Consider the following 25,135-nt stretch of genomic DNA (forward strand, 5'->3'; position numbering starts at 1 on the left):
CCCCCCCCCCCCCCCCGGCCCCGCCACCCCTCCCCCCGGGCCCCCCCCCCCCCGGGGGGGGGCCCCCCCCCCGCTGCCGTGTTCGATCGACGTGCGCTGACTCAGCCGCCGTCAGGGGTGGGTGTCGGAGTCGCCGGTGTGGCACCCACCTGCGCACGCACGCGGCCCAGGATCTCCGCCATCTTCTCGACCTGGGTCTGGTACTCGCCGAGGTTGCCCTTCTCGAGCGCCTGCTGTGCGGCGTCGTAGGCCGCGTCGGCCTGCTGGAGCAGCTGCTCGACACTCTGCGGTGTCGGCGACGTTCCTCCGTCGCCTCCGTCGGCCTGGTCCGTCGGCGGCGGGGCGCCCTCGATGCCGAGGGCGACGCGCAGAGCCTCGTCGAGGTTCTGGCCGAAGCCGATCCCCTCGCCGAACGACGCGATGACGAACTGCAGGACGGGATACGAGCCCTCGGTCGCGCTGCGTCGGATGTAGACCGGTTGGACGTACAGCAGTCCCTCGCCGACCGGCAGCGTCAACAGGTTGCCGAAGAGCACCTTCGTGCCGGCCGACTTGTACGGCAGCAACGCCGACGACACCCTGCTGTCGGCCTCGAACCGGTTGGCGATCTGGTTGGGGCCGTCCACCGTGGAGGCAGAACCCAGCTGCAAGATCTGGATCTTGCCGTAGTTCTCGGTGTCGCTCGCCTCGGAGTTCACCGACACGAACGAGGCGAGGTTCTGGCGGTTGTTGGGCAGGTAGACGCTGGTCAGCGAGAACCGCGAGTCCTCCTCGCCCGGGCGCTGGATCGACAGGTAGTAGGGCGGCTGGAGCGACCCCTTGGCCGTCGGGTCCTCCGGGATCTTCCAGCGCTCGCCACCCTCGTAGAAGGTCTGCGGGTCGGTCACGTGGTACGCGCCGAGGATGTTGCGCTGCACCTTGAACATGTCGACCGGGTAGCGGACGTGCGCGAGCAGGTCGGGCGAGATCTCCGACTTCGGCTTGACCGTGTCGGGGAAGACCTTCATCCAGGTCTTGAGCACCGGGTCCTCGGTGTCCCACTGGTAGAGGTCGACCGACCCGTCGTACGCGTCCACCACGCCCTTGACGGCGTTGCGCATGTAGTTGACCTGGTCCGATGGCAGAACCGCCTGCGCACCGGTGCCGGTCAGCGTGTCCGAGGTCGCCTCGTCGAGCGAGACCTTCTCGGAGTAGGGGTAGTTGTCGCTCGTGGTGTAGCCGTCGACGATCCACACGACGCGGCCGTCCACGACCGCCGGGTACGGGTCGCCGTCGATCGTGAGCCACGGCGCCACCTTGGCGACCCGGTCACGCGGGTGCCGGTCGTACAGGATCTTGGAGTTCTCGTTGACGCGGTTCGAGAGCACGATGTTGGGCTCGCTGAACTTCACCGCGTAGAGCAGCTTGTTGAACGCGCTGCCGATGTCGACGCCACCCTTGCCGTCGTACGTGTTCTGGGTGACGTTCTCGGCCGGCGACTCGCCCGCGGCCTCCTCCTCCTCGGCGGTCGTGCCGTTGCCGCGCGGGATGTCGACCTCGATCGGCTTCGCGCCCTCGGGGCGTCCGACGATGGAGTACGAGGGAGAGTTTTCGCCGAAGTAGATCCGCGGCTGCTTGTCGAGCTTGAGCTCGCCGACCGGGGGGATGTCGCGCTCGACCCAGACGGGCTCGCCCTGCGAGCCGCGCTGGTTGCCCTGGGCTGCGATCACGCCGTAGCCGTGGGTGTAGACGGTGTGGTCGTTGGCCCAGTTGCGCTGGTTCTCCGGCAGACCGTCGAGGTTGAGCTCGCGCGCCGCGATCACGATGTCCTGCGGGTTGTCGGTGCCCTCGAGCTGGTAGCGGTCGACGTCCAGCGTGGGCGGCACGCTGTAGTAGCCGCGGACCTGCTGGAGCTGCTCGAACGCTGGAGACACCAGCGTCGGATCGAGCAGGCGCGTGCTCACGCGCGACTCCGCCGACTCGGTCAGCTGCTGGGGCGTCAGCTCGGTCTGCGCGTTGTAGTTCTGCTTCTCGACCCCCGCGATCCCGAACGCGTCCCGCGTGGCGGTGATGTTCTTCTCGATGTAGGGGGCTTCCTTGTCAGGCTCGGACGGCTTGACCTGGAAGGACTGCATGATCGCCGGCCAGATGCCGCCGATCAGCACCGAGGTCAGCACGAGGAGCGCCAGGCTGATGCCGGGGAGGAGCCAGTTGTGCCAGATCGCGTTGGCGAAGAAGAGCAGCGCGCACAGCAGCGACACCGCCATCAAGATGTTCTTGCTGGGGATGCGCGCGTTGGCGTCGGTGTAGGTGATGCCGGTCAGCAGGTTGCCGCTGTCGACCGAGAACCCGAAGCGGTCCAGCCAGTAGGCGAACGCCTTCAGCAGCATGATCAGGCCGATGAGGATCGACAGGTGGGTCTGCGTGGCCCGGGAGATCTTGCGGTTCTTGCCCGAGAACGCGATGCCGCCGTAGATGTAGTAGACGACCGCCACCGCGATGACCGAGACGATCAGCAGGGCGAATCCGAAGCCGGTGAGGAAGCGCAGCCACGGGTAGTCGAAGACGAAGAACGAGATGTCGCGGCCGAAGGTCTCGTCGTTCTTGCCGAACGGCGTCGCGTTGCGCCACATCAGGAACGTCCGCCACTGCCCCGCGGCCGAGGAGCCGGCGAAGACCAGCAGGAGGATGCCCAGGCCGATCAGCGCCACCTTGCGCAGCGGGTGGATGGCCTCGCGGTAGCGGACCACCGGGTCGTTGGGGCGCACCGGACCTGGAGTCTTGGGACGCGACCGGTAGGCGAGCCAGACGTTGAGGACCACCACGCCGGCGAACAGCGCGCCGAACACGACGAACATCAGCACCCGCGTGCTCAGCATCGTCGCGAAGACCGAGCCGTAGTCGACCGACCGGAACCAGAGGCGATCGGTCCACACACCCGTGAAGATGGCACCGAGGAACAGCAGCGCCACGAGCGTGATGATGGTGGGAATCAGGACACGTCGTCCCTGTCGTCCGACCTCGGGTCGAGGTCGGGCAGCGGCGGATCCTTCGCTCACAGCTCTCCTTCAGTAGTCGTGCTCGAGGCACAACAGTCTTCGGACTGCAAGTGTGACAGGTCAGTCCAGCAGGGTCTGCCGCAGCATCGAGACCAGGCCGGGGACCAGATCGGGCCCCTCGGCGAGCTCGTCGCTGCCGCGCACGTCCACGATGCAGTGCGCCTGGCCGTCCCTCGTCACCGCGACGGTCAGACGGACCTCCTGGCGATCGGGGTGCTCGGCGACGAAGTCGGACACGGTCGACTCGTCGTCGGGCAGAGACTCCTCGGCGTCTGGAGGCAGCATGAGGCGCTCCAGCACCACGGCGGTGCCGTCGACCTGCGGCGGCCACACGATCTCGGTGACGAAGTCCTCGAACGAGCGCTCTGCGGGCAGGTCGTCCTGCTCCACCGCGGTGAACGAGTCGTCCACGTCGTCGGGCCCGATCCCGAGCTCACGGGCCAGCGCGGGCTCGTCCGCGGCCAGCGCGGCCGTTCGCACCAGGGCGTACAGGCGTGGGGGCGCGTCCCACCCGGCCGCCTGCGCCACCTCGGCGATCTCGAGGGCGGTCTCTCTCAGGGCGTTCGTGGGTGTCAGCTGCATGTGGGAACCGTGGCCTTCGGGTCGTCGGAGAGCTTGTCGAGCGCGTCGACGGCATCGGCGAGCTTCTTGACACGCACCAGGCGCATGTCGAAGTCGTCGGACGCCGCCGCTTCGGCGCAGTTGCCGTCGGGGACGAGGAACACCTTCGCCCCCGCAGACGACGCGCCGGCGAGCTTTTGCTGGATCCCGCCGATCGGGCCGACCGCGCCGGCGGCGTCGATGGTGCCCGTGCCGGCGATCGTCGTGCCGTCGGTCAGGTCACCGGGGGTGAGCATGTCGTACAGCGCGAGGGCGAAGACGAGGCCGGCGCTCGGCCCGCCGATCGACTCGCCCAGGTTGTTGGCGATGGGGAACGGCAGCTCGACATCGGTGCCGAGGCTGACCCCGATGCGCGCCTTGCTCGGGTCGTCGGGGGCTGCCTCGGACCTCACCTTGACGGTCTGGTCCGACGCGTCGCGCCGGATGCCGAGAGTGATGACGGCGCCGGGCCGCGCGGACGACACGAGCTTGACCGCCTGGTCGGTGCCGGTCACCTTCTGACCGTCGACGCTGACCAGCACGTCGTCGACCTTGAGGACGTCGGCCGAGGGGCCGTCCTCGGAGACCGCAGCGATCTCGACGACCGACGCGACGTCGTACCCGGCCTGGGTGAGCGCCGCAGCCTCGGAGGTCAGCTTGGAGCTGGCCATCTGCGCGGCGTTCTCCTGCCGCGACTCCTCCGCGGTCTGGTCCTTCGGATAGACGAGGTCGCGCGGAACCACGGCCTCCTCGGGGTTGAAGTAGGCGATGAACGCCTGCGGGAGGCTCACGCGCGAGTCGGCACGCGTCACCGACACCGTCGTCAGGCGGATCTGACCATCGGTCGGGTAGGTCTTGGCGTCCTCGATCTCCAGGACCGGTTTGCCGTCGTAGTCGCCCAGCACGTCGACGGTCGGCCCGGGGCGCATCGTCACGTACGGGACGGGGAGCAGCAGAGCGACCGCGACCAGGGTCAGCACGAGGAGCCCGGCCGAAGCCAGGGTAGAGGTCCGGCGGCTCATCGGGGCGTGCTCACCGGCCTGACTCGGGCTTGGCACGACGGACGACGACGCCGCTGGGCGGCTGGGGCGACTGCCGGGCGTGGACCGCGGCCGGCAGCGGCCGCTGGACGGCGTCGCTGAACCGCGCGTACGCGGGATCACCGGGGCCCCAGGAGCGGGCCGAACGATCGACGCCGTGCGACGCGTCCGCACCCCGACGCCCGTACCACGCTGCCCACAGCATCGCGAGCGCGGTGACGGCGAGAGGCACCGCCAACCACAGCAGGATCTTCACGCCACCAGTCTAGGCGGCTCGGCCGCACCCCGGTCGAGCGAGCGCAGCGAGTCGGGACCTAGGGACTCCCCACCCACTCGTCGCTCCCGTCCTCGAAGAGCTGGTGCTTCCAGATCGGCACCTCGGCCTTCAGCCGCTCGACCAGCGCACGGCTGACCTCGTACGCCGCCGGCCGGTGGGGTGCCGCCACCGCTGTCACGACCGCGAGGTCGCCGATGTCGAGGTCGCCGACGCGGTGCACCACCGCAACTCCCCGTACGCCGGTGCCCCCCGAGACCTCCTCGGCGATCGCGCGCAGCACCGGGAGGACCCGGGAGTGCGCCGAGTACGCAAGGCCCTCGACCCCCTTGTCGCCGTCGTGGTCGCGCACCGCCCCGACGAAGAGCACGACGGCGCCGGCGCCGGCGTCGGCCACCGCCTCGTACACCTCGGAGATGTCCAGGGGCTCGTCACGCACGTCGACCAGACGGACCACATCGCTCATGGCGAACAAGACTAGGGCGGTTCGAGCCTCACGGGTACGTTGGAACCATGCCTGATGAGCCCGAGCGCACCCCTGACGACATGCCCGACGACCCGGAGGGCACCTCCAGCGGGGGCGACCAGGGGCCCGACCACGGCATCGGCTTCGGCAAGGTGCCCGGCCCGTCCCAGGGCGGCACGGGCTCACCGTCTGGCGACAACCCGTTCGCGGGCACCCCGATGGAGGGCCTCTTCGGCCCCTTCGGGCAGATGTTCGGCGGGACCGGCGGTGGGCAGATGCCCGACATGAACCTCCTGATGCAGCAGATGCAACGCATGTTCGCCCCGCACGACGGCGCGGTCAACTGGGAGCTCGCGACCGACGTCGCCCGCCGTACGGTGGCGGCCTCTCCCGACCCGTCGCCGCTGCGCACCGAGTCATCCGCTGTGGACGATGCGATGCGACTCGCGGAGGTCTGGCTGGACACCGCGACCGACATCCCCGCCGCCGCCATGCGCTCGGCTGCATGGAGTCGGTCGGAGTGGGTGGAGTCGACGATGCCCACTTGGCGGGCGATGGTGGAGCCGATCGCCGAGCATGTGGTCGCGGCGATGTCGAACGCCCTGCCCGAGGAGGCCAAGGCGATGGCCGGCCCGCTCGTGGGCATCCTCAACCAGGCCGGCGGCGCCATGTTCGGCTCGCAGGTCGGCCAGGCGATCGGGACGCTCGCGACCGAGGTCCTCGCGACCACCGATGTCGGCCTCCCCCTCGGTCCGTCGGGTGTGTCCGCCCTTCTCCCCGCCAACGTCCGCGCGTTCGGCGAGGGTCTGGACCAGACCGACACCGACGTGTTCCTCTACGTGGCCCTGCGCGAGTGCGCGCACCAGCGGCTCTTCGCCCACGCGCCGTGGCTGCGGGGGCGCCTGCTGTCGACGATCGAGGAGTACGGCCGCGGGACGAGCATCGACGTCTCCTCGATCGAGGAGAAGATGCGCGGTCTCGACCCGACCAACCTCGCGTCCGCCCAGGAGGCGCTCGAGGGTGGACTGTTCGAGCCCGAGCGCACCCCGCAGCAGCAGGCGGTGCTCGACCGGCTCGAGGCGCTGCTCGCGTTCATCGAGGGGTGGGTCGACGAGGTCGTCACCCAGGCGACCGACGGTCGGATGCCGAGCGCACCGGCACTGCGCGAGGCCATGCGGCGACGCCGTGCCGCCGGAGGCCCGGCCGAGCAGACGTTCGCCTCGTTGGTCGGTCTCGACCTCCGTCCGCGCCGGTTGCGCGACGCCGCCGCGCTCTGGGCCGCGCTGCGCGACCATCGGGGCGCCGAGGCACGCGACGCCGTGTGGTCGCACCCCGACCTGATGCCCACGGCCGCCGACCTCGACGATCCGCTCGGCTTCGCCTACGACGAGAAGGACCCGGCCCAGGGCAGCGGTGACGCCGACTTCGACGCCGCTCTCGCCGACCTGCTCGAGGGCGGCAGCGACGGCGCTACTTCGGCTCCCGGTGCCGAGGATCCGAGCAAGGGCGACACGAGCAAGGGCGACACGAGCGAGGGTGACACGAGCGAAGGCGACACGGGCGAGGGCGAGGGTCCGAGCTCGGGCACCGCCCGTTGAGCCTGCACGCCGACGCGTACGAGCTCCTCGCCGGCTGGGCTGCTCCCGACGACCAGCAGGCCGCGATGCGTGCGAGCTACCTGACGCACCTGCAGTCCCATCCCGACGCCATGGAGCGCAGCTGCCTCCCGCAGCACCTGACGGCGAGCGCGATCGTCATCACCGATGACGGGACGCGGGTTCTGCTGACACTGCACCGTCGTCTGCGGCGGTGGTTGCAGACCGGGGGGCACTGCGAGGACGGTGACGCGAGCGTGCGAGCTGCTGCTCTCCGCGAGGCCACCGAGGAGTCCGGCATCGCTTCGCTGCGGGTCGATCCGGTGCCGCTGCGGCTCGACCGCCACACGCTCTCGTGCGGTGGTCGCGCCGATGCCGAGCACCTCGACGTCCAGATGCTCGCCACGGCGCCCGTCGACGCCGTGCCGGCGATCAGTGCGGAGTCGCTCGATCTCGCCTGGTTCGACGTGGACGCGCTCCCTGAGACCGACGACTCCGTACGCGCGCTGGTGATCGCGGCACGCAGACGCCTGAGGGCGGCCGACCTGGGTCCCACCCCTCCTAGGGCGTGACCGTGATCGGTGTCCCCGCGTAGACCAGGCGCCAGTCGACCGACGCGAAGACCGCGGGATCGATGGCGCCGACCTCACTCACCCAGTCGATGAGCAGCTGCCGGATCTCGACCTGGGCGTTGTAGACGACCGGTGCTGTCGTGACACCCGGGAAGTTGCCGCCCCCCGACTGCCGGTAGTTGTTGATCGCGACGACGAACCGCTGGTCGTCGCTGACGGGAGTGCCGTCGTACGCGAGTCCGACGATGCGCGACCCGACGGGTCGCGAGAGGTCGACGTCGTACGTGAGCGGGGCGTCGAGGCCGCCCATGATGTCGTAGTTGTAATCGGGCGTGCCGTTGGGTGCCGTGTCGGTGACGGCATTGGTGACCGCGCTCGACGGCACCGGGCCGGGGGCCGTCACGGGCTTGAAGTAGCGTGCCGAGAACTCGAGATAGGCATGAACCTCAGCGCCTGTCAGGACGATGCCGAGCAGCGTGTTGTCGTAGATGTAGAGGCCGGCCACGTCGCGCACCGAGACCTCCCCCGCCGGGATCGCGGCTGCACGGTTGAACGGCGCGGCGATGCTGAGCACCGGCAGAGCTGCCTCGGGCGTGCCTGCGATCGCCTTCTTGACCGCGTCCGCCTGCACGTAGTTGATGAAGTCGATCGCCGCGGTGTCCTCCCACGGCGCCGTCGCCGCCGACATCGACGTCAGCGCCGAACCGATGACGGAGTTGACGTACGTGATGACCTTGTCGTGGTCGGCCTGGAGCAGCCTCACGATCCGAGGGTCCTCGTCGACCGTGTTGGCGTTGAGGACCTGCGACGTGACGCCGACGACCTCGTAGCCGGGGCCGCGGCGCCGACGCCTGACCGTCACGTCGATCGCCGACAGACGCATCCCCCAACGCAGCGGCTCGGTGAGGACGACCTCCCTGCCGGTCTGCGTGTTCGTCACGGTCCGTTGCGCGATCTCCACATGAGCGTGCCCGACGAGGATCGCGTCGATGCCGGGCACCTCCTGCGCGAGGAGGGTCGAGGCGTTCTCCGGCCACGGGAGCGCGTCACCGTACGAGGACGAGGTGTCGGCTCCGGAGTGCGCGGAGACGATCACCACGTCGGCACCCGCTCGGCGCATCCTGGGAACCCAGTGCTTCGCCACCTCGACCAGCCCGGGGAAGACCAACCGTCCCTCCACGTTGGCCTTGTCCCAGATCGCGATGCCGGGGTTGGTCAGACCGAGGATGCCGACCCGGACGGTGTGGCGTCCGACGCGGACCCGCTTGATGACGAACGGCGGGAAGACCGGGAGCCCGGTCGCCGCGTCCTGCGCGTTGGCACCGAGCAGAGGGAAGTCGCACTGTCGTTCGAACGTGCGCAGGAGAGGGAGACCGTAGTTGAACTCGTGGTTGCCGAGCGCGGCGGCGTCGTAGCCGATCACATTCATCGCGCGCGCCATCGGGTGGACCACACGCCGGCCGATCGGCTCGATCCTGGCGTAGTAGTAGGCCAGGGACGTCCCCTGGATCGTGTCGCCGGCGTCGATGAGCAGCGGGCACGGTGAGCTGTGGTGCTGTCGCATCGCGTCGACCAGCGTCGAGATCTTGGCGAGGCCGATGTCGTTCTGCGCGGAGTCGGTGTATTCGGCGTTCTTGAAGTAGTCCCAGTTGAAGACGTTGCCGTGGAGGTCGGTCGTGCCGAGCACGGTGAAGGTGGCGGTGTCACGCCCGTGTCCGGGCCGCCGGCCGTGGGCGGCAGCAGACGGCGCGGCGTACCCGGCTGCGGCCAGGGCCGCGGCCGCGGCTGACCCGCTGAGCACCGTACGGCGGCGGAGCGCGGCCGGTGTCCGCCCTCCGGTGGTCTGAGCTGGTTGCCGGGCTGGTTGCTCGGGGGACGGCGTCGGGGTCATGGACACTCCTCGGGGCGAGCGCATCGGGACCTGCTCATCGTCGCGCGACCATCCCGCGAACGCCTCGTCAGAACGTGACGTGATCTGGTCAGATCTCGGGCACGTCCTTCCAACCAGCTCCTGCGACGACACCCTCGAGGAACCCGCGGGCACGCTCCGTGCGGGGATAGCGGTCGACGTGCTCCCAGAACTCGGGCCCGTGGTGCGGCACCAGCAGGTGGGCCAGCTCGTGGACGAGGACGTAGTCGACGACCCACTCCGGGAAGCCGTGCAGTCGGCTAGACAACCGGATGGTGCCGTCCTCCGGTGTGCAGGAGCCCCATCGCCGCCGCTGGTTGTCGACCCACCGCACGCTCGTCGGGCAGGCGGCGCCGCCCAGGTATCGGGCACTCAGCGCGTCCGCGCGCGCATGCAGCGCGGCGTCGTCGCGGTGGACGCGCCGGTCGCGTCGCTCGACCTTGGCGACCATCGTGTCGACCCACCGCTGCTCCTCGGCGTGCGAGAGGCCGGCCGGCATGAGGATCACGATGCGGGAGCCGTCGCGATAGGCCTGCACGGACTTGCGCCGACGGGCGCTGCGGCGGATCTCGACATGGGGCCGGTCGGGGGCGCCGGGAGTGGAAGCACGGTCGAGGGCGGCGGGCATGGGATCACGGTACGCGCCGCGACGGGGAGGATGAATGCTGCGTCCACAAGGCTGTGACCGGCGTCCGGGCAGGTCAGCAGGCCTCAGCCGCCTCAGAGAGGCCCCCCTGTCCCCGGCTTGTGCACCGGTTCTCCCACACTTTCCACAGCGACACCCGGCGGTTCCCACAGACTATCCCCAGGTTTTTCCACAGGGGTGGACAACGACACGCGGCATGGAGTTGCCGGGTGCGCGGGTCGCCCGTAGCGTCGATGGGTCGGTGCTGGTCAGGCCGGGCGTCGGCTAGGGGAAGGCAGGCGGACGACTGGCCGGGACCGACTCGTGCGGCGACCTGTGGACGGCCGTCCGCGTGTGGACGACGCCCTCGCTGCGCACCGTTCCTCGGGCAAGGTGGATCGACCCCCTCTTTCCACCTGCCCGAGGAGCCCCCGATGAAGCCCCTCCTGCGACCCGGCACGAGCGTCGTGCGCCGCAGTGCCAGAGCGCTCCAGATCGGCACCGTGGCCGGCGCCGCCCTCGTCGTCGCTGATCGCCAGGGCGTCGCGGCCGTCCTCCGGGGCGCCGACGGCACGCGCGACCTCGACACGATCGCCGCGACCTCCCAGCTGCCCCGGGCCGTCGTCGCGCAAGCAGCCGCCTCGCTGCTCGAGGCCGGGGCCCTGCTCGATGCCCGCACCTGGGACGACGTCGGCGGGGCCGCCCTGATGGGTGAGGCCAGGGCTCTCGCAGCGTGCGGGGAGTCGCGCGAGCAGGTGGCCGACAGGTTGCGCGCACGCTCGGCGGCGCCCGTCGAGATCGTCGGTGACCGCCTGACCGAGGATCTCGCTCGTCGACTGGGCCAGATCCTCGGCGAGGCCGGCGCCGACCTCGTCGGCACGATCGGCGCCCAGGGTGCTCCCGCTCTCGTCGTGGTGATGTCGGCGGGACCGAGCCCGCGTGAGGCCTTCGACGTCCTCACCGGGGAGGGCGTGGCTCATCTGCCCGTGGTCTGCGAGGCCGATCGCGTGCGCGTCGGCCCGCTCGTACGCCCGGGGTTGACGCCCTGCGTCCGGTGCGACGACGTCGACCGTGCCGGCTACGAGCCGACCTGGCCGTTCGTCCTGGAGCAGCTCGCCCGACCGATCGCCCAGGCCCCGGCGACCCACCCGCACGCGCTCGACACGCTCACCGGATATGGGGTCGCCGTGCACCTGGCGGGTCTGGTCCTGGCCTTCTGCGACGGACGACCGTCGGCTGCCGAGGGCGCGGTCCAGGTCCTCGGACCGGGAGTCCAGGCCGGCGCGGTCACCGCCGTCGCGCTGCAGCCCGACTGTCCGTGCCAGATCCTCACCTCGGGCGACGGGTTCGATCCCCGCGTGCGTGTGGCGCGGGGTGTCAGAATGACAGCATGACCGACGGTCCAGACACGCCCGACGACGACGGCCGCGGCTCGGCCGTCCCCCACGGGTCGTTCTCGCGAGCGGTCAAGCTCGCCTCGCTGCCGATCGGCTTCGCCGGCCGCACCACCTTCGGCATGGGACGCCGCCTGGTCGGCGCCCCTGCCAACGCGGTTCTCACCGAGGTGCAGCTCCGCACCGCCGAGCAGATCTTCGCCGTTCTCGGTGAGCTCAAGGGCGGCGCGATGAAGTTCGGCCAGGCGATGAGCGTGTACGAGGCGGCGGTCCCGCCGGAGCTCATGGAGCCGTACCGTGAGGCGTTCGTCCGGCTCCAGGACGACGCCCCGCCGATGCCCGTCAAGACGGTGCACAGGATCTTCGCCGGCGAGCTGGGGCCGAGGTGGCGTGAGCAGCTGGTCGAGCTCGACGACACACCGGCTGCCGCGGCCTCCATCGGTCAGGTCCACCGTGGCCGTTGGTTCGACGGCCGCGAGGTCGCGGTCAAGGTGCAATACCCCGGTGCCGCGGCGGCGATGCGGTCGGACCTGCGCCAGATCGGTCGGCTGAGCCGTCTCTTCGCCGTCGCGTTCCCCTCCATCGACGTCAAACCGCTCGCGGAGGAACTGGCCGAACGGGTCCGCGAAGAGCTCGACTACGGCCTCGAGGCAGAGGCGCAACGTGCGTTCGCCGCAGCCTTCGCCGACGACCCGCAGATCGTCGTCCCCGACGTCGTGGCGCACACCGAGACCATCCTCGTCACGACCTGGATGGAGTCCAAGGCGTCGCTCGCCCAGATCATCTCCGACGGCCTGCCGAGCGAGCGCGACCACTACGGCGAGCTCTTCGCGCGCTTCCTCTTCGCCGGGCCGAGAAGGGTCGGCATGCTGCACGCCGACCCGCACCCCGGCAACTACCGGATCCTCGACGACGGACGACTCGGGGTCGTGGACTACGGCGCGGTCGCTCGCGTCCCCGGCGGTCTCCCGCCGGTGATCGGACGTCTGCTGCGCGCTGCGGTCGACGACGACTACGCGACCGTGGTGGACGGACTCCGTGAGGAGGGGTTCATCAAGCCCGGGGTGCGCATCGACGAGGAGATCATCCGGTCCTACCTCGAGCCGTTCGTCGAGCCTGCACGCCACGAGGTCTTCACGTTCAGCCGTGAGTGGATGCGCGAGCAGGCCCAGCGGGTGTCGCGGCCCGCGCGAGAAGGGCTCGGGACCGCGATGAAGATCAACCTGCCGCCGTCATACCTGCTGATCCACCGGGTCTGGAGCGGCGGCCTGGCCATTCTCAGCCAGCTCGATGCCACGGCGCCCTTCCGCGGGATCCTCGAGGAGAGCCTCCCCGGCTTCGCCGACTGACCTCGCCCGACACGAGGGACGGGCAGCATCCGGTGGGATGCTGCCCGTCTCCGTGGTCTGGCAGCTACAGCATCCGGGCGATCCGGCTGCGCACGCCGTACGCAACGCGTACGAGGCGTTCGATCATCGGGGCTCTCCTTCGGCATGGTGACTCCGTCAGGCGACGGCGTCCTTGCGAGGGCGTCCCCGCGGCCGCTTGCGGGGGATGACGGTGCCCTTCAAGAAGAGCTCGCCACCCCACACCCCCCACGGCTCCCCGCGCTCGAGCGCCCCTGCCAGGCACTCGCGGCGGATCGGGCACTCGAGGCAGAGTGCTTTTGCGTCCTCGACACCCATCGGTGTCTCGGCGAACCAGAGCTCGGGGTCGCGGGTACGACACGGGATCGACGTGTGCTGCACCTCGTGCTCGAGCACGGCGGTCGTCATGGTTTCTCCTGAGAATGAGAGATGGTTGCTGGTGGTGGGCAACACGGTCTCTGTCGGGAACGACAGGAAGGCCGCGGATCCCTGGTGTGGGTTCCGCGGCCTGTGTGGCGTCTGATCGACGGTTAGGTCGAGTCAGGACTCCGGCGAGCAGATCCCAAGGACTGGTGGATGTCGGCATTCGGCGACGCGGCGACGAAGGACGGCATGAGCCACCCGAGGTATCGCGTGCGCGTCGCAACGGCAGCGACGTCACAGACGTCGGCGCCGCCGAGGTTCTTGATGCTGCCCATGACGATGCACGCTCCTCTCTCAGGTCGATCGGGCTGACGAAGCAAGACTCTATGGCGCCCTTGCGACAAGGCGCAAACCAATTATTGCCAAGTTTTCGATAATTTATTCCGCGGCCGTCACGCCTCGCAGAGTGCCAGGACGTCGGCGCCGTACTTCTCGAGCTTGGCGCGACCGACTCCGGGGACCTTGAGGAGATCGGTCTCCTCCCGGGGCCTCGCCTCGGCGATCGCCGTCAGCGTCGCGTCGGTGAACACCACGTAGGCGGGGACCTTCTGAGCCGACGCCTGCTCGCTGCGCCACCCGCGGAGGCGTTCGAAGAGGTCCTCGTCGTAGGAGGACGGGCAGTCGAGACAGCGCCCGAGCTTGCGCTCGGCGCCGGTGGTGAGGACCGCGTCGCAGCTGCGGCAGCGGGCGATCGAACGCTCCTTGCGTGTGCGGCGGCTTCGTCCGGCCCCCACGACCGGCTCCGCGTCGGCCGGCCGCAGGCCGTCGAGGAACCGGCTCGGGCGTCGGTTTCCGCGTCCCCCGGGGTTGCGTGCCAGAGACCAGGAGATCTCCAGCCGGTCGCGGGCACGCGTCACCCCCACGTAGAAGAGCCGTCGCTCCTCCTCCACACCGGCGTCGTCGGTGGCATAGGCGATCGGGACGGTGCCCTCCTGCATCCCGACCAGGAACACCGCGTCCCACTCGAGGCCCTTGGCCGCATGGAGCGTCGTCAGCGTGACGCCCTCGGCGATCGGGGCGTGGGCGTGCTTCGCCCGTCGATCGAGGTCGTCGACGAGAGCGGTGAGGTCGGCGTCGGGTCGCGCCGCCTGCAGGTCGGCCGCCATCGAGACCACGGCATGCAGCGACTCCCACCTGTCGCGCTGGGCGCCGGCTGTCGTCGGGGCGGACTCGGTGTAGCCCATCGTGGCGAGCACGGTGCGCACGTCGGACACGAGGCCCTCCTCCCCCGCATCGCCGCCGCGAGCCTGCCCGCGCAGCAGGGTGACCGCCTGACGCACCTCCGCACGGTCGAAGAACCTCTCGACACCACGCACGACGTAGGCAAGGTTGCGCGCGGCGAGCGCCTCTTCGTAGGCCTCGGACTGCGCGTTGGTCCGGAAGAGGATCGCCATGTCGCGCAGCGACGTGCCGCCCTCTCGGAGCTGGAGGATCTGCGCCGCGACCGACTCGGCCTCGGCGACCTCGTCGGAGTAGGACGTGTAGGTCACGGCGGGACCGGGCTCGCGCTGCGCTCTGAGGACCACGCCGTCGCGCCGTCCACGGCTGAACACGGCGTTGGCAGCCGCGACGACCTGGGGTGTCGAGCGGTAGTTGCGCACGAGCTCGATGCGCTGGGTGCCGGGATGGTGCTTCGAGAACTCGTTGAGGTGCTTCGGGGAGGCACCCGCGAAGGAGTAGATCGTCTGCAGGGGGTCGCCGACGACGCAGATGTCGTGCCGCCCGCCGAGCCACTGCTCGAGGAGCGCGGCCTGCAACGGGTTGACGTCCTGGTACTCGTCGACGACCAGCCAGCGGTACTGGCGGCGGATCTCGGCGGCCACTCTCTCGTGCTCGGCCAGCATCGAGACCGTGCAGAGAAGCACGTCCTCCATGTCCATGCGGCCGCGGTCGCGCTTGACCTCCTCATAGGCCGCCATCACGTGCGCGACCGTCGCGTCGTCGACGGCGTCGAGGCCGCGGTGCGCCAGCGGGGCGAGCCGGGGGTAGTCGTCGGGGCGGACGTTGGACACCTTGGCCCACTCGATCTCCGCGGCGAGATCGCGCAGCAGCGCCGAGTCGGTCTGCACACGGCACCGTCTGGCGGCCTCGGCGACGAGCGGGATCTTGGACGCGATCAGCTGGGGAAGCCCGTTGCCGTACAGCCGGGGCCAGAAGTAGCCGATCTGGCGCAGTGCCGCCGCGTGGAACGTCCGTGCCTGGACGCCCTCCGCGCCGAGCTGTCGCAGGCGACCGCGCATCTCCCCCGCGGCACGCGCCGTGAAGGTCACCGCCAGCACCTCGGTCGTCTTGTAGACCCCTGTCGTCGCCCCGTAGGCGATGCGGTGCGTGATCGCTCGCGTCTTGCCCGTCCCAGCGCCGGCGATCACGCACACCGGTCCGCGCAGAGCGAGAGCGACCTCGCGCTGCTCGGGGTCAAGGGCGTCGAGCAGGCTGTCGGCGGACGGCACGGATCTCCTCGGGGGTGGTCGTGCGATTGGGGCGGGCGCGTAGGCGCCATAAACTTGGTGGCGAGCGCCGGTCTCAGACCCGGCGAACGCTGCCACCCCCCAGCGTAATCGGAGAGAAGGACACACATGTCGGCCACGTTCACGATGTACTCGACGCCCTGGTGCGGCTACTGCAAGCGGCTCAAGGGCCAGCTCGAGCGGGAGGGCATCGCGTTCGAGGAGGTCGACATCGAGCAGGACGAGGACGCTGCCCTGGTGGTCGCCCAGGCCAACGGCGGCAACCAGACCGTCCCGACCCTGGTCTTCGCCGACGGGAGCGCACTGACGAACCCGTCGGTGGCCCAGGTCAAGGCCCAGCTCGCGACCATCGACGCCTGACCGGCGGCTGTCAGCCCCAGGAGCCGGTCAGGGGCGCGCCGTACCAGCGCTCGATCAGCCAACGCGAGATGGAGACTCCCCCGGGCAGGACGAGCTCTCCGGAGAGTGTCAGCCGCCGGACGTCCTCGCGGCTGAACCACCGCGCGTCCGTGGTCTCCGTGCCGTCGACGGTGACCTCGGTGGTCCGGGCACGGCCGAAGAACCCGAGCATCAGGCTCGACGGGAAGGGCCACGGCTGGCTCGCCGCGTACGAGACCTCTCCCACCTCGATGTCGGTCTCCTCGAGCGTCTCGCGTCGGACCGCGTCCTCGAGCGACTCGCCGGGCTCGACGAAGCCGGCGAGCGTGGAGTAGCGACCCTCTGGCCACTCGGGGCGACGGCCGAGCAGCGCGCGGTCGGCGTCGTCGGTGATGAGCATGATGACCGCGGGGTCCGTGCGCGGGAAGTGCGTTGCACCGCACTGCGGGCACCGGCGGACGTGGCCGCCCTCGCGGACGTCCGTCGCCGCGCCGCAGCGCGAGCAGCGGGGATGGGTCCGGTGCCACTGCGCGACCCCGACCGCGTGCACCGCGAGCCGTGCCTGGGCAGTGCCGAGCTCGGTGGCCAGCGACCGAAGCGCGCGGGCGGGCGGGGGGACGCGTTCGAGCATGACGGCCGCGTGCTCCGTCCCGTCGACGGTCCCCAGATAGAGACGGTCGCCCTCGGGCACCTCGGCGGCGCTGCGCCACACCAGCGTGTTGTCGTCGGCAGAGACGTGCTCACCTCCGACCAGGAGCACCTTGGTCTTGGGGTCGGACCACAGCGTGTCCATGAACCCGTCGTCGACCCGTCTCTCCGAGTGCCGGTTGTAGGCGCCGTCGGCGAACGTCAGGTGGTCGGTCACCCCTCGAGCCTACGTGTCGCCAGGATGGACGAGATGCTCGAGCGCGACCCGGTCAGGGAGGTCTGCGTACGAGACGGTCTCGCCGAGGCGTACGTAGTGGAACGAGGCCGTCACCTGGTCGAGCGCCACACCGTGCTTCTCCGCCCACGCGAGCCGGTAGACCGCCAGCTGGAGCGGGTCGGCCGTCGCCGCCCGGTTGGTCTTCCAGTCGACGACCTCGAAGCCGTCCTCCGTCCGGTAGACCGCGTCGATCCGCCCGCTGACGATCTGCCCGCCGAGCCTCAGGGTGAACGGCTCCTCGATCGCGTAGGGGACGCGGTCCCCCATCGGCCCCGACTCGAAAGAACGGATCAGGTCCCCGAGCTCGATCTCGTCCTCGATGTCGGTCTCGTCCCGACCAGGGAGCTCGTCGTCACCGATCAGGGTCTGCTGACCGAAGTGCGCCTCGACCCACGCGTGGAACCGAGTGCCGAACCGGGCTGCCGGCGCAGGCGGACGGGGCAGCGGTCGCGCCAGGCTCCGCGCGAACGCGTCGGGATCTTTGCGCATCGCCATCAACGACGTGGTGGACATCTGCGACGGGAGCGGCACCTGGACGACGTCGCCACGGGCCTCGCGCGCCTCGGCGAGCAGCCGCTCGATCTCGCCGTCGAGCTCGGTCAGGCGGGCGAGCTCAGCCGCCTCGACGGGGTCGACGGGGTCAGGAAGGTCGACAGGCGCCGGCGGGGAGGCGACGTAGGTCCGCACCCGCGCGGCCGCCTCTCGCCGGCGTACGAGGTCGTCCTCGTCGGGCTCGACCGGCCAGGCCACCGCCTCCACCCGGCCACGGAGCGGGTTGTCGGCGCCCTGATCCGGCTCCGGGGTCCACAGCTCGGCGTCGTCACCCCGGCCGCGCAGCCAGGTCGCGACGGTCTCGAGGAACGGACTGGGCTCTGACGGCGCCTTGCGGGTCCGGCTCCAGCGACTCGCGCTCGTGATCAGGAGGCGACGCGCGCGGGTGAAGGCGACGTAGCCGAGGCGTACCTCCTCCATCTCCGCCTCGGCTCGCATCGCTGCCCGGAACTCCTTGTCGCCGGCGCGGCTCAGCTCGGCCATGACCGGGAGCTCGGCACCGTCCCCACGAAGGTCGTGCGGCAAGGCGTGCGCCACGGTCGGCCAGGCCGGCCTCGATCGGGTCGAGGGGAAGGTGTCTGCAGTGAGGAAGGGGACGAGGACGACGTCCCACTCGAGCCCTTTGGCCGTGTGAACCGTGAGCAGCTTGACCGCGTCGGAGTCCGTCGGGGAGGCAACCTCGAGGCCGTCGTTGTAGGTCTCCTCGGCGTCGAGGTAGGCGAGCACTGCCGACAGCCCGGCGGAAGGGTCGGTGGCGACCACGTCGGCGATGACGTCGAGCAGGCGGGTGACGTTGTCCTGAGCGACACGGGCGGCCGTCCCGGGCGTGGAGGCCAGCTCGACGTCGATGCCGAGAGCCGCGACCGCCAGCCGCGCAGTGTCGGCGGGCGAGCCGCTCGCACGTCGCCGGAGCCCACGCAGGAGTCGCGCCACCTCGGCGAGACGGGCGCGAGCCTCCGAGGAGTACGGGAGGCGCTGGCGTTCGTCGTCGGGACTCTCGACCGCATCGGCCAACGACACGATCTCGGTGGGATCGATGCCGCGCACAGAGCGCTCGAGCTCCTCCTCCAACGACGTGGTGGCGACCTCGCGGACGGGGCCTACGAGCTGCTTGGCGCGGCGCCCCAGCAGCGCGAGGTCGCGTGGCCCGATGCGCCACCGAGGCCCGGTGAGGAGCCGCAGCAGTGCGGCGTTGGCCGTCTGGTCGGCAAGCACCCGCAGCACGGAGAGCACGTCGGTGACCTCGGGCTGAGCCAGCAGCCCCGACAGCCCGACGACCTCGACGGGGACCCCCCGCGCACGCAGGGCGGCGACGATGGTGGGGATCTCGCTACGAGTCCGGACGAGGATCGCGATCTCCGACCACGGGGTCTGCGGCTGTCCAGCCCCCTCGTGCGCCGCGACCACCTCGTCGACCATCCAGGCGATCTCGTCGGCCACGGTCTCGTGGAGCGCGGCGCGCACGGTGCCGCCCTCGGTGCCCTCGGCGGCGACGAGGGGTCGGACGACTTCGGTGACGTGGTAGTACGGGGCGGCGACACGGTTGGCCACGTCGAGGATCTCGGCCCTGCTGCGCCGGTTGACCCGCAGGTGGAAGAGGCCGCCGCGGCCGGCATCGCGCTGCCGGCTCGCCCCGATCCGGTCGGGGTCGGCCGGGAAGTCGTCGAGGAACGCGGTCAGGTTGCTCGCGGCGGCCCCGCGCCACCCGTAGATGCCCTGGCACGGATCGCCCACCGCGGTGACGCAGTGGCCGAGCCCGTCTCCGGGCTCACCGGAGAAGAGCCCTCGAAGCATGTCGCGCTGGGCGACCGAGGTGTCCTGGTATTCGTCGAGCAGCACCACCGAGAACCGCTCGCGCTGCGACTGCGACACCTCCGGGCACTCGACCGCGAGCCGTGCGCCGCGCTCCATCTGATCGGAGAAGTCGACGACGCCGTCCTCCGCCTTGGCTGCTCGGTAGCGCTCGACGAGCGTCACGAGCTCGTCGCGGCGGCGGGTGGTGTCGGCGAGGTCGTCGTGGAGCCTGACCTTGCGCATCTCGACCGTCGCTCGCTCGACGTCGACCCGTATCTCTGCGTCACAGCGGCGGACGTCGTCGGGTGAGACCAGGTGCTCGGCCATCTGCCCGTCGAGCCCCAGGACGTGGCCGATCAGGTCGGGCATCGAGGTCGTCGCGTGGGCGAGCGAACCCGGATAGGAGGCGATGGCCCGGAACGCCCGCTGGAACCGGGACGCGTCGGTGGTGATCCGCAGGTCGGGCTCGTAGCCGAGCAGCAGCCCGTACTCGGTGATCAGCGTGCCGGCGTACGCGTGGTAGGTCGAGACGGTCGGCGTGCCGTAGCGCTCGAGCAGGTCGGGCACCCCGGCCTCGCGCGCCAGCGTCTCCAGCGCCTGCCGGACGCGGTGCGCGAGCTCGGAGGCGGCCTTGTTGGTGAAGGTGAGTCCGAGGACCGATCCCGGGAGGACGCCCTCGTGCCCCACCAGCCACACCACGCGGGCGGCCATGACCGTCGTCTTGCCCGAGCCGGCACCGGCGATGATCGCGCTCGGGCGGTCGGTCGGCGCCTGGATGGCGGCCATCTGCTCGGTGGAGAACGGGATGCCGAGGAGCGCACGGAGGTGGTCGGCGTCGTGGATCAGCTGCGGGACCTCCACGGCGGTTGCCGTCATGAGGCCTCCTCCTCGGCAGCGGGTGCTGGGGCCACGGCATCGAGGACCGACGCACCCTCCGGCTTGGCGGGGCACATCCGCGCGAACTGGCAGAACTGGCAGGCCTTGGGGCTGGGTGTCGCGACCCACTGCTCCGTCCGGATGGTGCGCACCGCATCCTCGAGGAGGGCGTAGGCGAAGAAGGCGTCCTCCTCGCGCGGCGCGTCCTGGGGCTGGACCTTGGGAGCGGTCGCACGTTTGGCCGACTCGGGCAGCCGCAGGTGGACGAGCTCCGCCCCGCCGCTGCGCGCACGGCGCCGGAGCAACGGGTCGGCGGCCCCGTGCTCGACCGCGAGCTGGTAGACGCCGAGCTGCGCGTGCTCGGTGATCTCGCTGCCGGTGGGAGCGCGCTTGCCCGTCTTGAAGTCGACCACGTGCACGAGCCCGTCGACGTCGACCTCGACGCGGTCCATCGATCCGCGGAGAACCACCTCCTCGCCGGCGACCGGCAGCCGCACCTCGAAGGCGTGCTCGGCGGCGAGCGGACGTCGTCGCGCCGCCTGCTCCTGCTCCGCGTGCCACTGCGCGAACCGACCGATCGCCGCCCGGGCCTCGTCGCGCTCACGCCGGGCCACCCAGGGTGCGGCGTAGGCTAGACGGTCCCACACCACGTCGAGGGCGGCGTCGAGGGCCGCGGGATCAGCCGCGGAGCCGCCCTGGACGACGTCTGCGGCCAAGGCGTGCACCAGGAGTCCGAAGCCCTGAGCCGTCGAGCTCACGGCCTCGCCCTTGGCCTCGTGCGTGAGGAACCACGACAGCGAGCACGAGGTGATGGCGTCGAGCGAGCTGCCAGACAGGCGCACCGGCTCGTCGAGGGTCCGGACCGGCTGCTCCGACCGGGTGACCTCGCGCAGGCCCCACCAGGTGTCGGGGTCGGCCGGCGCGGCCGCGGGCAACCGCGTCGCGGCGAGGGTAGCGAGCCGCTGTGCCGCTGCGTCGCGGACACTCTCGGTCGCGCCGTGCTGGGCCAGCTCGCGCAGCTCGGCGATCACCCCTCGGAGGGAGAGCCCACGGCGGGGGCGTCGCTCCGGGCCGCTGGAGACGTGGGTGGCGTGCCTCGCCACGTCGGCGACGAAGGGCGACGGCTGGTCTCCCTCGGGATCGGAGCTCTGGACCGTCGTGACGACCAGCCGCCGACGTGCACGCGTCACCGCGACGTAGAACAGGCGCCGCTCCTCCGCGACCAGCTCCGCCGCGGTCGGCGGGAGACGGAGCGAACCACCACCGGCCTCTTCTGCGAGGCGTTCGGCGCCCAGCAGCGTGCCGCGGTGACGGACGTCGGGCCACGTGCCCTCCTGGACGCCGGCGACGACGACCAGGTCCCACTCGAGGCCTTTGGAGCGGTGCGCGGTGAGCAGGCGTACGGCTGACCCGCGCTGGCCGCGCTCGGCCAACGTGTCGACCGGAACCTCGTGGCGCGCGATCTCGTCGAGGAAGGCAGCGACGCGCCGACGACGCTGGCTCTCCTCGGCCCGAGCCGCCAGCGCGAACAGGGCGACCACGGCATCGAGGTCACGGTGTGCGGCCGCGGACGCGTCGGCGTGGTCGGCCACGATCTCCTCGGCGAGGGGACGGCTCCTGCCCTCGATCGACGCGAGCAGGCGACCCTCCCACCCGGTCCCGCGCCACAAGGTCCACAGCACGTGCTCGGGCGACGCGTGGTCCGCGACGAGGCGAGCGGCTTCGGAGACGAGCGCGCAGGCGCGGTAGGCGCGCCGCGCGACGTCACCGGCACGGCTCCCGTGCCCGCCGTCGTCGACCAGTGGGGCAAGGCTCAGCGGCTCCAAGAGCAGCTCCACGAGCAGCGTGCGCGAGCTGCGCGGGAGCTGACGCTCACCGTCCTCGGCGTACGCGTCGCGTCGTCGGAGCTCCTGGCAGAGGATGCGCAGCTCGGCCGCGTCGAGGTCGCCGAGCGGACCAGTGAGAAACCGCTCGACGCTCTCGGGATCGGGCTGACGTTGCTCGGCGAGCGCGACCGCGAGGTGCAACGCCGCGAGCAGGGCGGCCACGGCGGGCTCCGTGCGCAGCGGAACCTCCGCACCGGCCACCTCGACAGGGACCCCCGCGGCCTGGAGTGCCCGCTGGAGGCGAGGCATCGCGGCGCCGGAGCGGACGAGCACCGCCATGTCATCCCAGTCCAGACCCTCCTCGAGGTGCGCGCGTCGCAGCATCAGCGCGAGGTGCTCGGCCTCGGAGGCGGAGTCGGCGAACGTCCGCACCCACACCTCGTCGCCCTCGCCGACCGGGCTCGGCTCCGGGTCTCGAAATGCGCGCGCCTGCACCGCGAGGGGCCCGAGGGGGATGCGCCGGGCGACCTCACGCGAGGCGGCGAGGATGCGCGGGCCGAACCGCCGGGTGCGTCGCAGGGAACACACGGCCGCGGGGGCACCCTCACGGGTCCGGAAGGCGTCGGCGAAGCCGAGGATCGCCGAGACCTCTGCTCCGCGGAACGCGTAGATCGACTGGTCCGGATCACCGACGACGACCAGGTCGCGCCCGTCCCCCGCCAGAGCCTGCAGGAGGGCGACCTGAGCGGGGTCGGTGTCTTGGTACTCGTCGACGATGACGAAGGGGAACCGCTCACGCAGCGCCGGCTGGTGCTCGGGGTCGGCGACGACGAGGCCGGCTCGGTGGACCAGCTCGGCGTAGTCGATGAGGTTCTGGGCGTCGAGGACGTCGAGGTAGTCCTCGAAGAACCGTGCTGCGGCATCCCAGTCGGCGCGTCCGGCCACCGCACCGGCCGCGGCCAGGTCGACCGGATCGAGGCCGAGGGCACGGGTGCGGGTCATCAGCCGCTCGAGCTCCACGGCGAAGCCCCGCGTCCGCAGGGCGGGGCCGAGCCGCGTCGGCCACGGGACCGTCCGGTCGTCCAGCCCGCCGAGGACCAGCTCGCGGATGCGGGTGTCGGACTCCGACGCCGACAGCAGCTGGAGCGGCTCGGAGTAGCTCTTGGGGTCCTGGAACTCCCGCACCAGGCCGTAGCAGAACGAGTGGAACGTGGTCGCGAGCGGCGTCGCGACCGTCCGGTCGAGGCGGGTGGCGATGCGGTGACGGAGCTCCTCGGCGGCCTTGCGGCTGAACGTCAGCACCAGCGCCTGCTCGGGCCGGAGCCCGCGCCGCTCGATGCGGTCGACCACCGTCTCCACGAGCGTGGTCGTCTTGCCTGTCCCCGGGCCGGCCAGCACGAGGAGAGGGCCTCCCTCGTGGTCGACGACCGCCTGCTGGTGGGGGTCGAGCACGGGCGCGGGCGCTCGTCCGGCAGGCGGGGGGACCAGCGCGTACGCCGGTCGCCGGGGGTGGTCCGTCATAGGTCCATTCGATCAGAGCGGTCCGACAGATCCGTGGACCTCGTACGAGGCGGCGCGGATGTCGACGCGCAGGTCCCGGTCCAGCCGGCTCCGCAACGGCGTGCCCTCCTCGAGGTAGTGCTCACGGGCACGTCCACGAAGCGGCTCAGGGAGCGTGCCGTCGGCGCGGACCACACGCCACCACGCCACGGCTGCCCCGTACGTCGCCATCACGCGGCCGACCTGCCGCGGGCCACCGCGGCCCACGGCCTCGGCCACCTGGCCGTACGACACCACGTGGCCAGAAGGCACCTGCTCGGCGATGCGCAGGACCGCCTCGACGTACGCGTCGGGGTCCGGGGCATCCTCGCTCACGGGCCCACGATCTCACGGCCGGCGCCGGGTGCGTTTGAGGTGCTCGCACCGCAAGTGCCGCGGTCCCACCCCGTATTGCGGGTGCGATCGTCGTCGTTCGGGTGTGAGCACCTCAAACGCGGCGGGAACGCGAGGCGAGGGAGGCGGCCAACGTCACAGGTAACGGCGGCGGCCCCACTCGAGCTCGTCACGGATCCTCGCGATGTTCCCGCGGGTCGGGCTCCAGACCTCGTCCCAGAGGAAGCGCAGCATCCCGTGGCGACGACCGCACATCGCCCTCTCGCGCGTCCGCTCGTCGGTGACGACGTCGTCCGGCGACTTGCCGGGGACGAACCCGCGACCGTACTTGATCTTGCCGTCGAACTCCCCGAGCATCCCGTGCTCGAGCCAGGCGAAGTCGGATCGTCCGAGGAACGTGCCGTCGTCATCGCGGACGACGTACTGGAGATCAGGCATCGGCAAGCGGCACGCATGGAACATCCATCGCGTGACCGACTCTCCGGGAGACTCGGCGCGGCCGTCGGCGAGCTCCAGCGCGAGACGCGGGCCTTGGGCGCCCTTCCACGAGGCGAATGCCTCGCCGGTCGCCTTGAGCTCGTCTCGTGTCACCGTGCCGTGGTGGAGGGCGTCGTCCATGAGCACGAGCGCGCTTCGTGCGGGGGCCTTGACCCCCGCCTCCCAGATGGCGCGTGCCGGTGACGTCACGGTCCGCCCCCTGACCTGGACGAGATCCGGCTCGCTCACCGGGAACACCCGGTGGTCGACGCCCGCCCGACGGCGCCCCGTGAGGTCGTCGAGGCGAACGACGTCCACCCACGTGCGGTCGATGCCGACGAGTGGAAGCCCGTGGACCGCTGCGGACGACACGCCGCACAGGACCGCGTCCGGCGCGAGCTTGTCGGCGATCGCCAGGCACCGCACGGCGTACTGCTCGTCAGCACCGAGTTCGTCGTCGTGCTCCGCGAAGACGTACGTGCCGTGGCGGATGCGGCGGATCACCCCGGACCTGCAGAGAGACCCGAGCGAGGTCGTGTCGAGCCCGATGTCGCGGACGTCAGAGCGCAGGAAGTAGCCACCGCGGGCTGCCGCGAGCATCTCGAGCGCGACCAGAGCGTCAGGGTGCATCACCCGACCGTGG

20 protein-coding genes are annotated in these 25,135 nt (G+C 71.0%); 5 read left to right on the top strand and 15 right to left on the bottom strand.

Features of this window, described 5'->3' with window-relative positions; translation table 11 throughout:
- Nucleotides 1-101: 101 nt before the first annotated feature.
- From KV097_RS12225 to KV097_RS12245, 5 genes are read right to left on the bottom strand one after another with little or no spacing between them, the layout of a single operon-like run.
- The gene (locus KV097_RS12225) at nucleotides 102-3,038 is read right to left on the bottom strand and encodes a UPF0182 family protein (protein WP_220366034.1); all 2,937 of its coding nucleotides are present in this window, start codon (nucleotides 3,036-3,038) and stop codon (nucleotides 102-104) included.
- Nucleotides 3,039-3,098: 60 nt separating this feature from the next.
- Nucleotides 3,099-3,620, bottom strand: coding sequence for a PPA1309 family protein (locus tag KV097_RS12230; protein ID WP_220343939.1), 522 nt, complete (start codon nucleotides 3,618-3,620; stop codon nucleotides 3,099-3,101).
- A complete protein-coding gene (locus tag KV097_RS12235; RefSeq protein ID WP_220366035.1) occupies nucleotides 3,611-4,660 on the bottom strand; it encodes a PDZ domain-containing protein in 1,050 nt (349 codons plus the stop codon). Before KV097_RS12235 ends, KV097_RS12230 begins: the two co-directional genes overlap by 10 nt.
- A gap of 10 nt (nucleotides 4,661-4,670) precedes the next feature.
- Nucleotides 4,671-4,934 (bottom strand): hypothetical protein, encoded by a 264-nt coding sequence (locus KV097_RS12240; RefSeq protein WP_220343961.1) that lies wholly within the window; start codon nucleotides 4,932-4,934, stop codon nucleotides 4,671-4,673.
- A 58-nt stretch (nucleotides 4,935-4,992) separates the two neighbouring features.
- Nucleotides 4,993-5,418, bottom strand: a complete 426-nt coding sequence (locus tag KV097_RS12245) for a molybdenum cofactor biosynthesis protein MoaE (protein WP_220343937.1) — start codon at nucleotides 5,416-5,418, stop codon at nucleotides 4,993-4,995.
- Between the two features lie 47 nt (nucleotides 5,419-5,465).
- Here KV097_RS12245 and KV097_RS12250 point away from each other — a divergent pair, with 47 nt between their 5' ends.
- Both KV097_RS12250 and KV097_RS12255 read left to right on the top strand, forming a co-directional pair.
- Nucleotides 5,466-7,016, top strand: a complete 1,551-nt coding sequence (locus KV097_RS12250) for a zinc-dependent metalloprotease (RefSeq protein ID WP_220366036.1) — start codon at nucleotides 5,466-5,468, stop codon at nucleotides 7,014-7,016.
- Nucleotides 7,013-7,585 (top strand): NUDIX domain-containing protein, encoded by a 573-nt coding sequence (locus KV097_RS12255; protein ID WP_220346420.1) that lies wholly within the window; start codon nucleotides 7,013-7,015, stop codon nucleotides 7,583-7,585. The genes KV097_RS12250 and KV097_RS12255 overlap by 4 nt, the downstream gene beginning before the upstream one ends.
- On the opposite strand, the gene KV097_RS12260 is transcribed toward KV097_RS12255, so the two are convergent.
- Both KV097_RS12260 and KV097_RS12265 read right to left on the bottom strand, forming a co-directional pair.
- Nucleotides 7,575-9,476 (bottom strand): bifunctional UDP-sugar hydrolase/5'-nucleotidase, encoded by a 1,902-nt coding sequence (locus KV097_RS12260; RefSeq protein ID WP_220366037.1) that lies wholly within the window; start codon nucleotides 9,474-9,476, stop codon nucleotides 7,575-7,577. The two genes, KV097_RS12255 and KV097_RS12260, sit on opposite strands and share 11 nt — an antisense overlap.
- 88 nt (nucleotides 9,477-9,564) lie before the next feature.
- Nucleotides 9,565-10,122 (bottom strand): M48 family metallopeptidase, encoded by a 558-nt coding sequence (locus KV097_RS12265; protein WP_220346418.1) that lies wholly within the window; start codon nucleotides 10,120-10,122, stop codon nucleotides 9,565-9,567.
- Nucleotides 10,123-10,553: 431 nt separating this feature from the next.
- On the opposite strand from KV097_RS12265, the gene KV097_RS12270 reads away from it, so the two are divergent.
- Together KV097_RS12270 and KV097_RS12275 are read left to right on the top strand one after the other, a co-directional pair.
- Nucleotides 10,554-11,513, top strand: a complete 960-nt coding sequence (locus KV097_RS12270; protein WP_220366038.1) for a hypothetical protein — start codon at nucleotides 10,554-10,556, stop codon at nucleotides 11,511-11,513.
- Nucleotides 11,510-12,862, top strand: coding sequence for an AarF/ABC1/UbiB kinase family protein (locus KV097_RS12275; protein WP_220366039.1), 1,353 nt, complete (start codon nucleotides 11,510-11,512; stop codon nucleotides 12,860-12,862). Before KV097_RS12270 ends, KV097_RS12275 begins: the two co-directional genes overlap by 4 nt.
- Before the next feature lie 156 nt (nucleotides 12,863-13,018).
- Here the strand turns inward: KV097_RS12275 and KV097_RS12280 are convergent, their stop codons facing one another.
- From KV097_RS12280 to KV097_RS12290, 3 genes are all read right to left on the bottom strand, one after another.
- Nucleotides 13,019-13,288, bottom strand: a complete 270-nt coding sequence (locus tag KV097_RS12280) for a WhiB family transcriptional regulator (protein WP_220343930.1) — start codon at nucleotides 13,286-13,288, stop codon at nucleotides 13,019-13,021.
- 122 nt (nucleotides 13,289-13,410) lie between these two features.
- The gene (locus KV097_RS12285) at nucleotides 13,411-13,578 is read right to left on the bottom strand and encodes a hypothetical protein (protein ID WP_220343929.1); all 168 of its coding nucleotides are present in this window, start codon (nucleotides 13,576-13,578) and stop codon (nucleotides 13,411-13,413) included.
- Between the two features lie 117 nt (nucleotides 13,579-13,695).
- Entirely contained in the window at nucleotides 13,696-15,753 is a 2,058-nt protein-coding gene (locus KV097_RS12290) for an ATP-dependent DNA helicase UvrD2 (protein ID WP_220366040.1), read from the bottom strand.
- A 126-nt stretch (nucleotides 15,754-15,879) separates the two neighbouring features.
- Between KV097_RS12290 and KV097_RS12295 the strand changes: the two genes are divergently transcribed.
- A complete protein-coding gene (locus KV097_RS12295) occupies nucleotides 15,880-16,131 on the top strand; it encodes a mycoredoxin (protein WP_220343927.1) in 252 nt (83 codons plus the stop codon).
- Nucleotides 16,132-16,141: 10 nt separating this feature from the next.
- Here the strand turns inward: KV097_RS12295 and nudC are convergent, their stop codons facing one another.
- From nudC to KV097_RS12320, 5 genes are all read right to left on the bottom strand, one after another.
- On the bottom strand, nucleotides 16,142-17,014 hold the full coding sequence (gene nudC, locus KV097_RS12300; RefSeq protein WP_301022030.1) for an NAD(+) diphosphatase: 873 nt from the start codon (nucleotides 17,012-17,014) through the stop codon (nucleotides 16,142-16,144).
- 9 nt (nucleotides 17,015-17,023) lie between these two features.
- Entirely contained in the window at nucleotides 17,024-20,296 is a 3,273-nt protein-coding gene (locus KV097_RS12305; RefSeq protein ID WP_220366041.1) for an ATP-dependent DNA helicase, read from the bottom strand.
- A complete protein-coding gene (locus KV097_RS12310; protein ID WP_220366042.1) occupies nucleotides 20,293-23,643 on the bottom strand; it encodes an ATP-dependent DNA helicase in 3,351 nt (1,116 codons plus the stop codon). The genes KV097_RS12305 and KV097_RS12310 overlap by 4 nt, the downstream gene beginning before the upstream one ends.
- A 12-nt stretch (nucleotides 23,644-23,655) precedes the next feature.
- A complete protein-coding gene (locus KV097_RS12315; RefSeq protein WP_220343924.1) occupies nucleotides 23,656-23,997 on the bottom strand; it encodes an MGMT family protein in 342 nt (113 codons plus the stop codon).
- Nucleotides 23,998-24,150: 153 nt separating this feature from the next.
- Nucleotides 24,151-25,122, bottom strand: a complete 972-nt coding sequence (locus KV097_RS12320; protein WP_220366043.1) for a type IV toxin-antitoxin system AbiEi family antitoxin domain-containing protein — start codon at nucleotides 25,120-25,122, stop codon at nucleotides 24,151-24,153.
- Between the last annotated feature and the right edge of the window lie 13 nt (nucleotides 25,123-25,135).

Origin of the sequence: Mumia sp. zg.B17 (genome assembly GCF_019550915.1) — a bacterium.
In the GTDB taxonomy this organism is placed as follows: Bacteria; Actinomycetota; Actinomycetes; order Propionibacteriales; family Nocardioidaceae; genus Mumia.

Excerpts from the sequence above, each read along its gene's own strand:
- KV097_RS12230 (WP_220343939.1), bottom strand. The coding sequence starts at position 3,620 with ATGCAGCTGACACCCACGAACGCCCTGAGAGAGACCGCCCTCGAGATC.
- KV097_RS12235 (WP_220366035.1), bottom strand. The coding sequence starts at position 4,660 with ATGAGCCGCCGGACCTCTACCCTGGCTTCGGCCGGGCTCCTCGTGCTG.
- KV097_RS12245 (WP_220343937.1), bottom strand. The coding sequence starts at position 5,418 with ATGAGCGATGTGGTCCGTCTGGTCGACGTGCGTGACGAGCCCCTGGAC.
- KV097_RS12250 (WP_220366036.1), top strand. The coding sequence starts at position 5,466 with ATGCCTGATGAGCCCGAGCGCACCCCTGACGACATGCCCGACGACCCG.
- KV097_RS12260 (WP_220366037.1), bottom strand. The coding sequence starts at position 9,476 with ATGACCCCGACGCCGTCCCCCGAGCAACCAGCCCGGCAACCAGCTCAG.
- KV097_RS12265 (WP_220346418.1), bottom strand. The coding sequence starts at position 10,122 with ATGCCCGCCGCCCTCGACCGTGCTTCCACTCCCGGCGCCCCCGACCGG.
- KV097_RS12270 (WP_220366038.1), top strand. The coding sequence starts at position 10,554 with ATGAAGCCCCTCCTGCGACCCGGCACGAGCGTCGTGCGCCGCAGTGCC.
- KV097_RS12275 (WP_220366039.1), top strand. The coding sequence starts at position 11,510 with ATGACCGACGGTCCAGACACGCCCGACGACGACGGCCGCGGCTCGGCC.
- KV097_RS12280 (WP_220343930.1), bottom strand. The coding sequence starts at position 13,288 with ATGACGACCGCCGTGCTCGAGCACGAGGTGCAGCACACGTCGATCCCG.
- KV097_RS12285 (WP_220343929.1), bottom strand. The coding sequence starts at position 13,578 with ATGGGCAGCATCAAGAACCTCGGCGGCGCCGACGTCTGTGACGTCGCT.
- KV097_RS12295 (WP_220343927.1), top strand. The coding sequence starts at position 15,880 with ATGTCGGCCACGTTCACGATGTACTCGACGCCCTGGTGCGGCTACTGC.
- KV097_RS12305 (WP_220366041.1), bottom strand. The coding sequence starts at position 20,296 with ATGACGGCAACCGCCGTGGAGGTCCCGCAGCTGATCCACGACGCCGAC.
- KV097_RS12310 (WP_220366042.1), bottom strand. The coding sequence starts at position 23,643 with ATGACGGACCACCCCCGGCGACCGGCGTACGCGCTGGTCCCCCCGCCT.
- KV097_RS12320 (WP_220366043.1), bottom strand. The coding sequence starts at position 25,122 with ATGCACCCTGACGCTCTGGTCGCGCTCGAGATGCTCGCGGCAGCCCGC.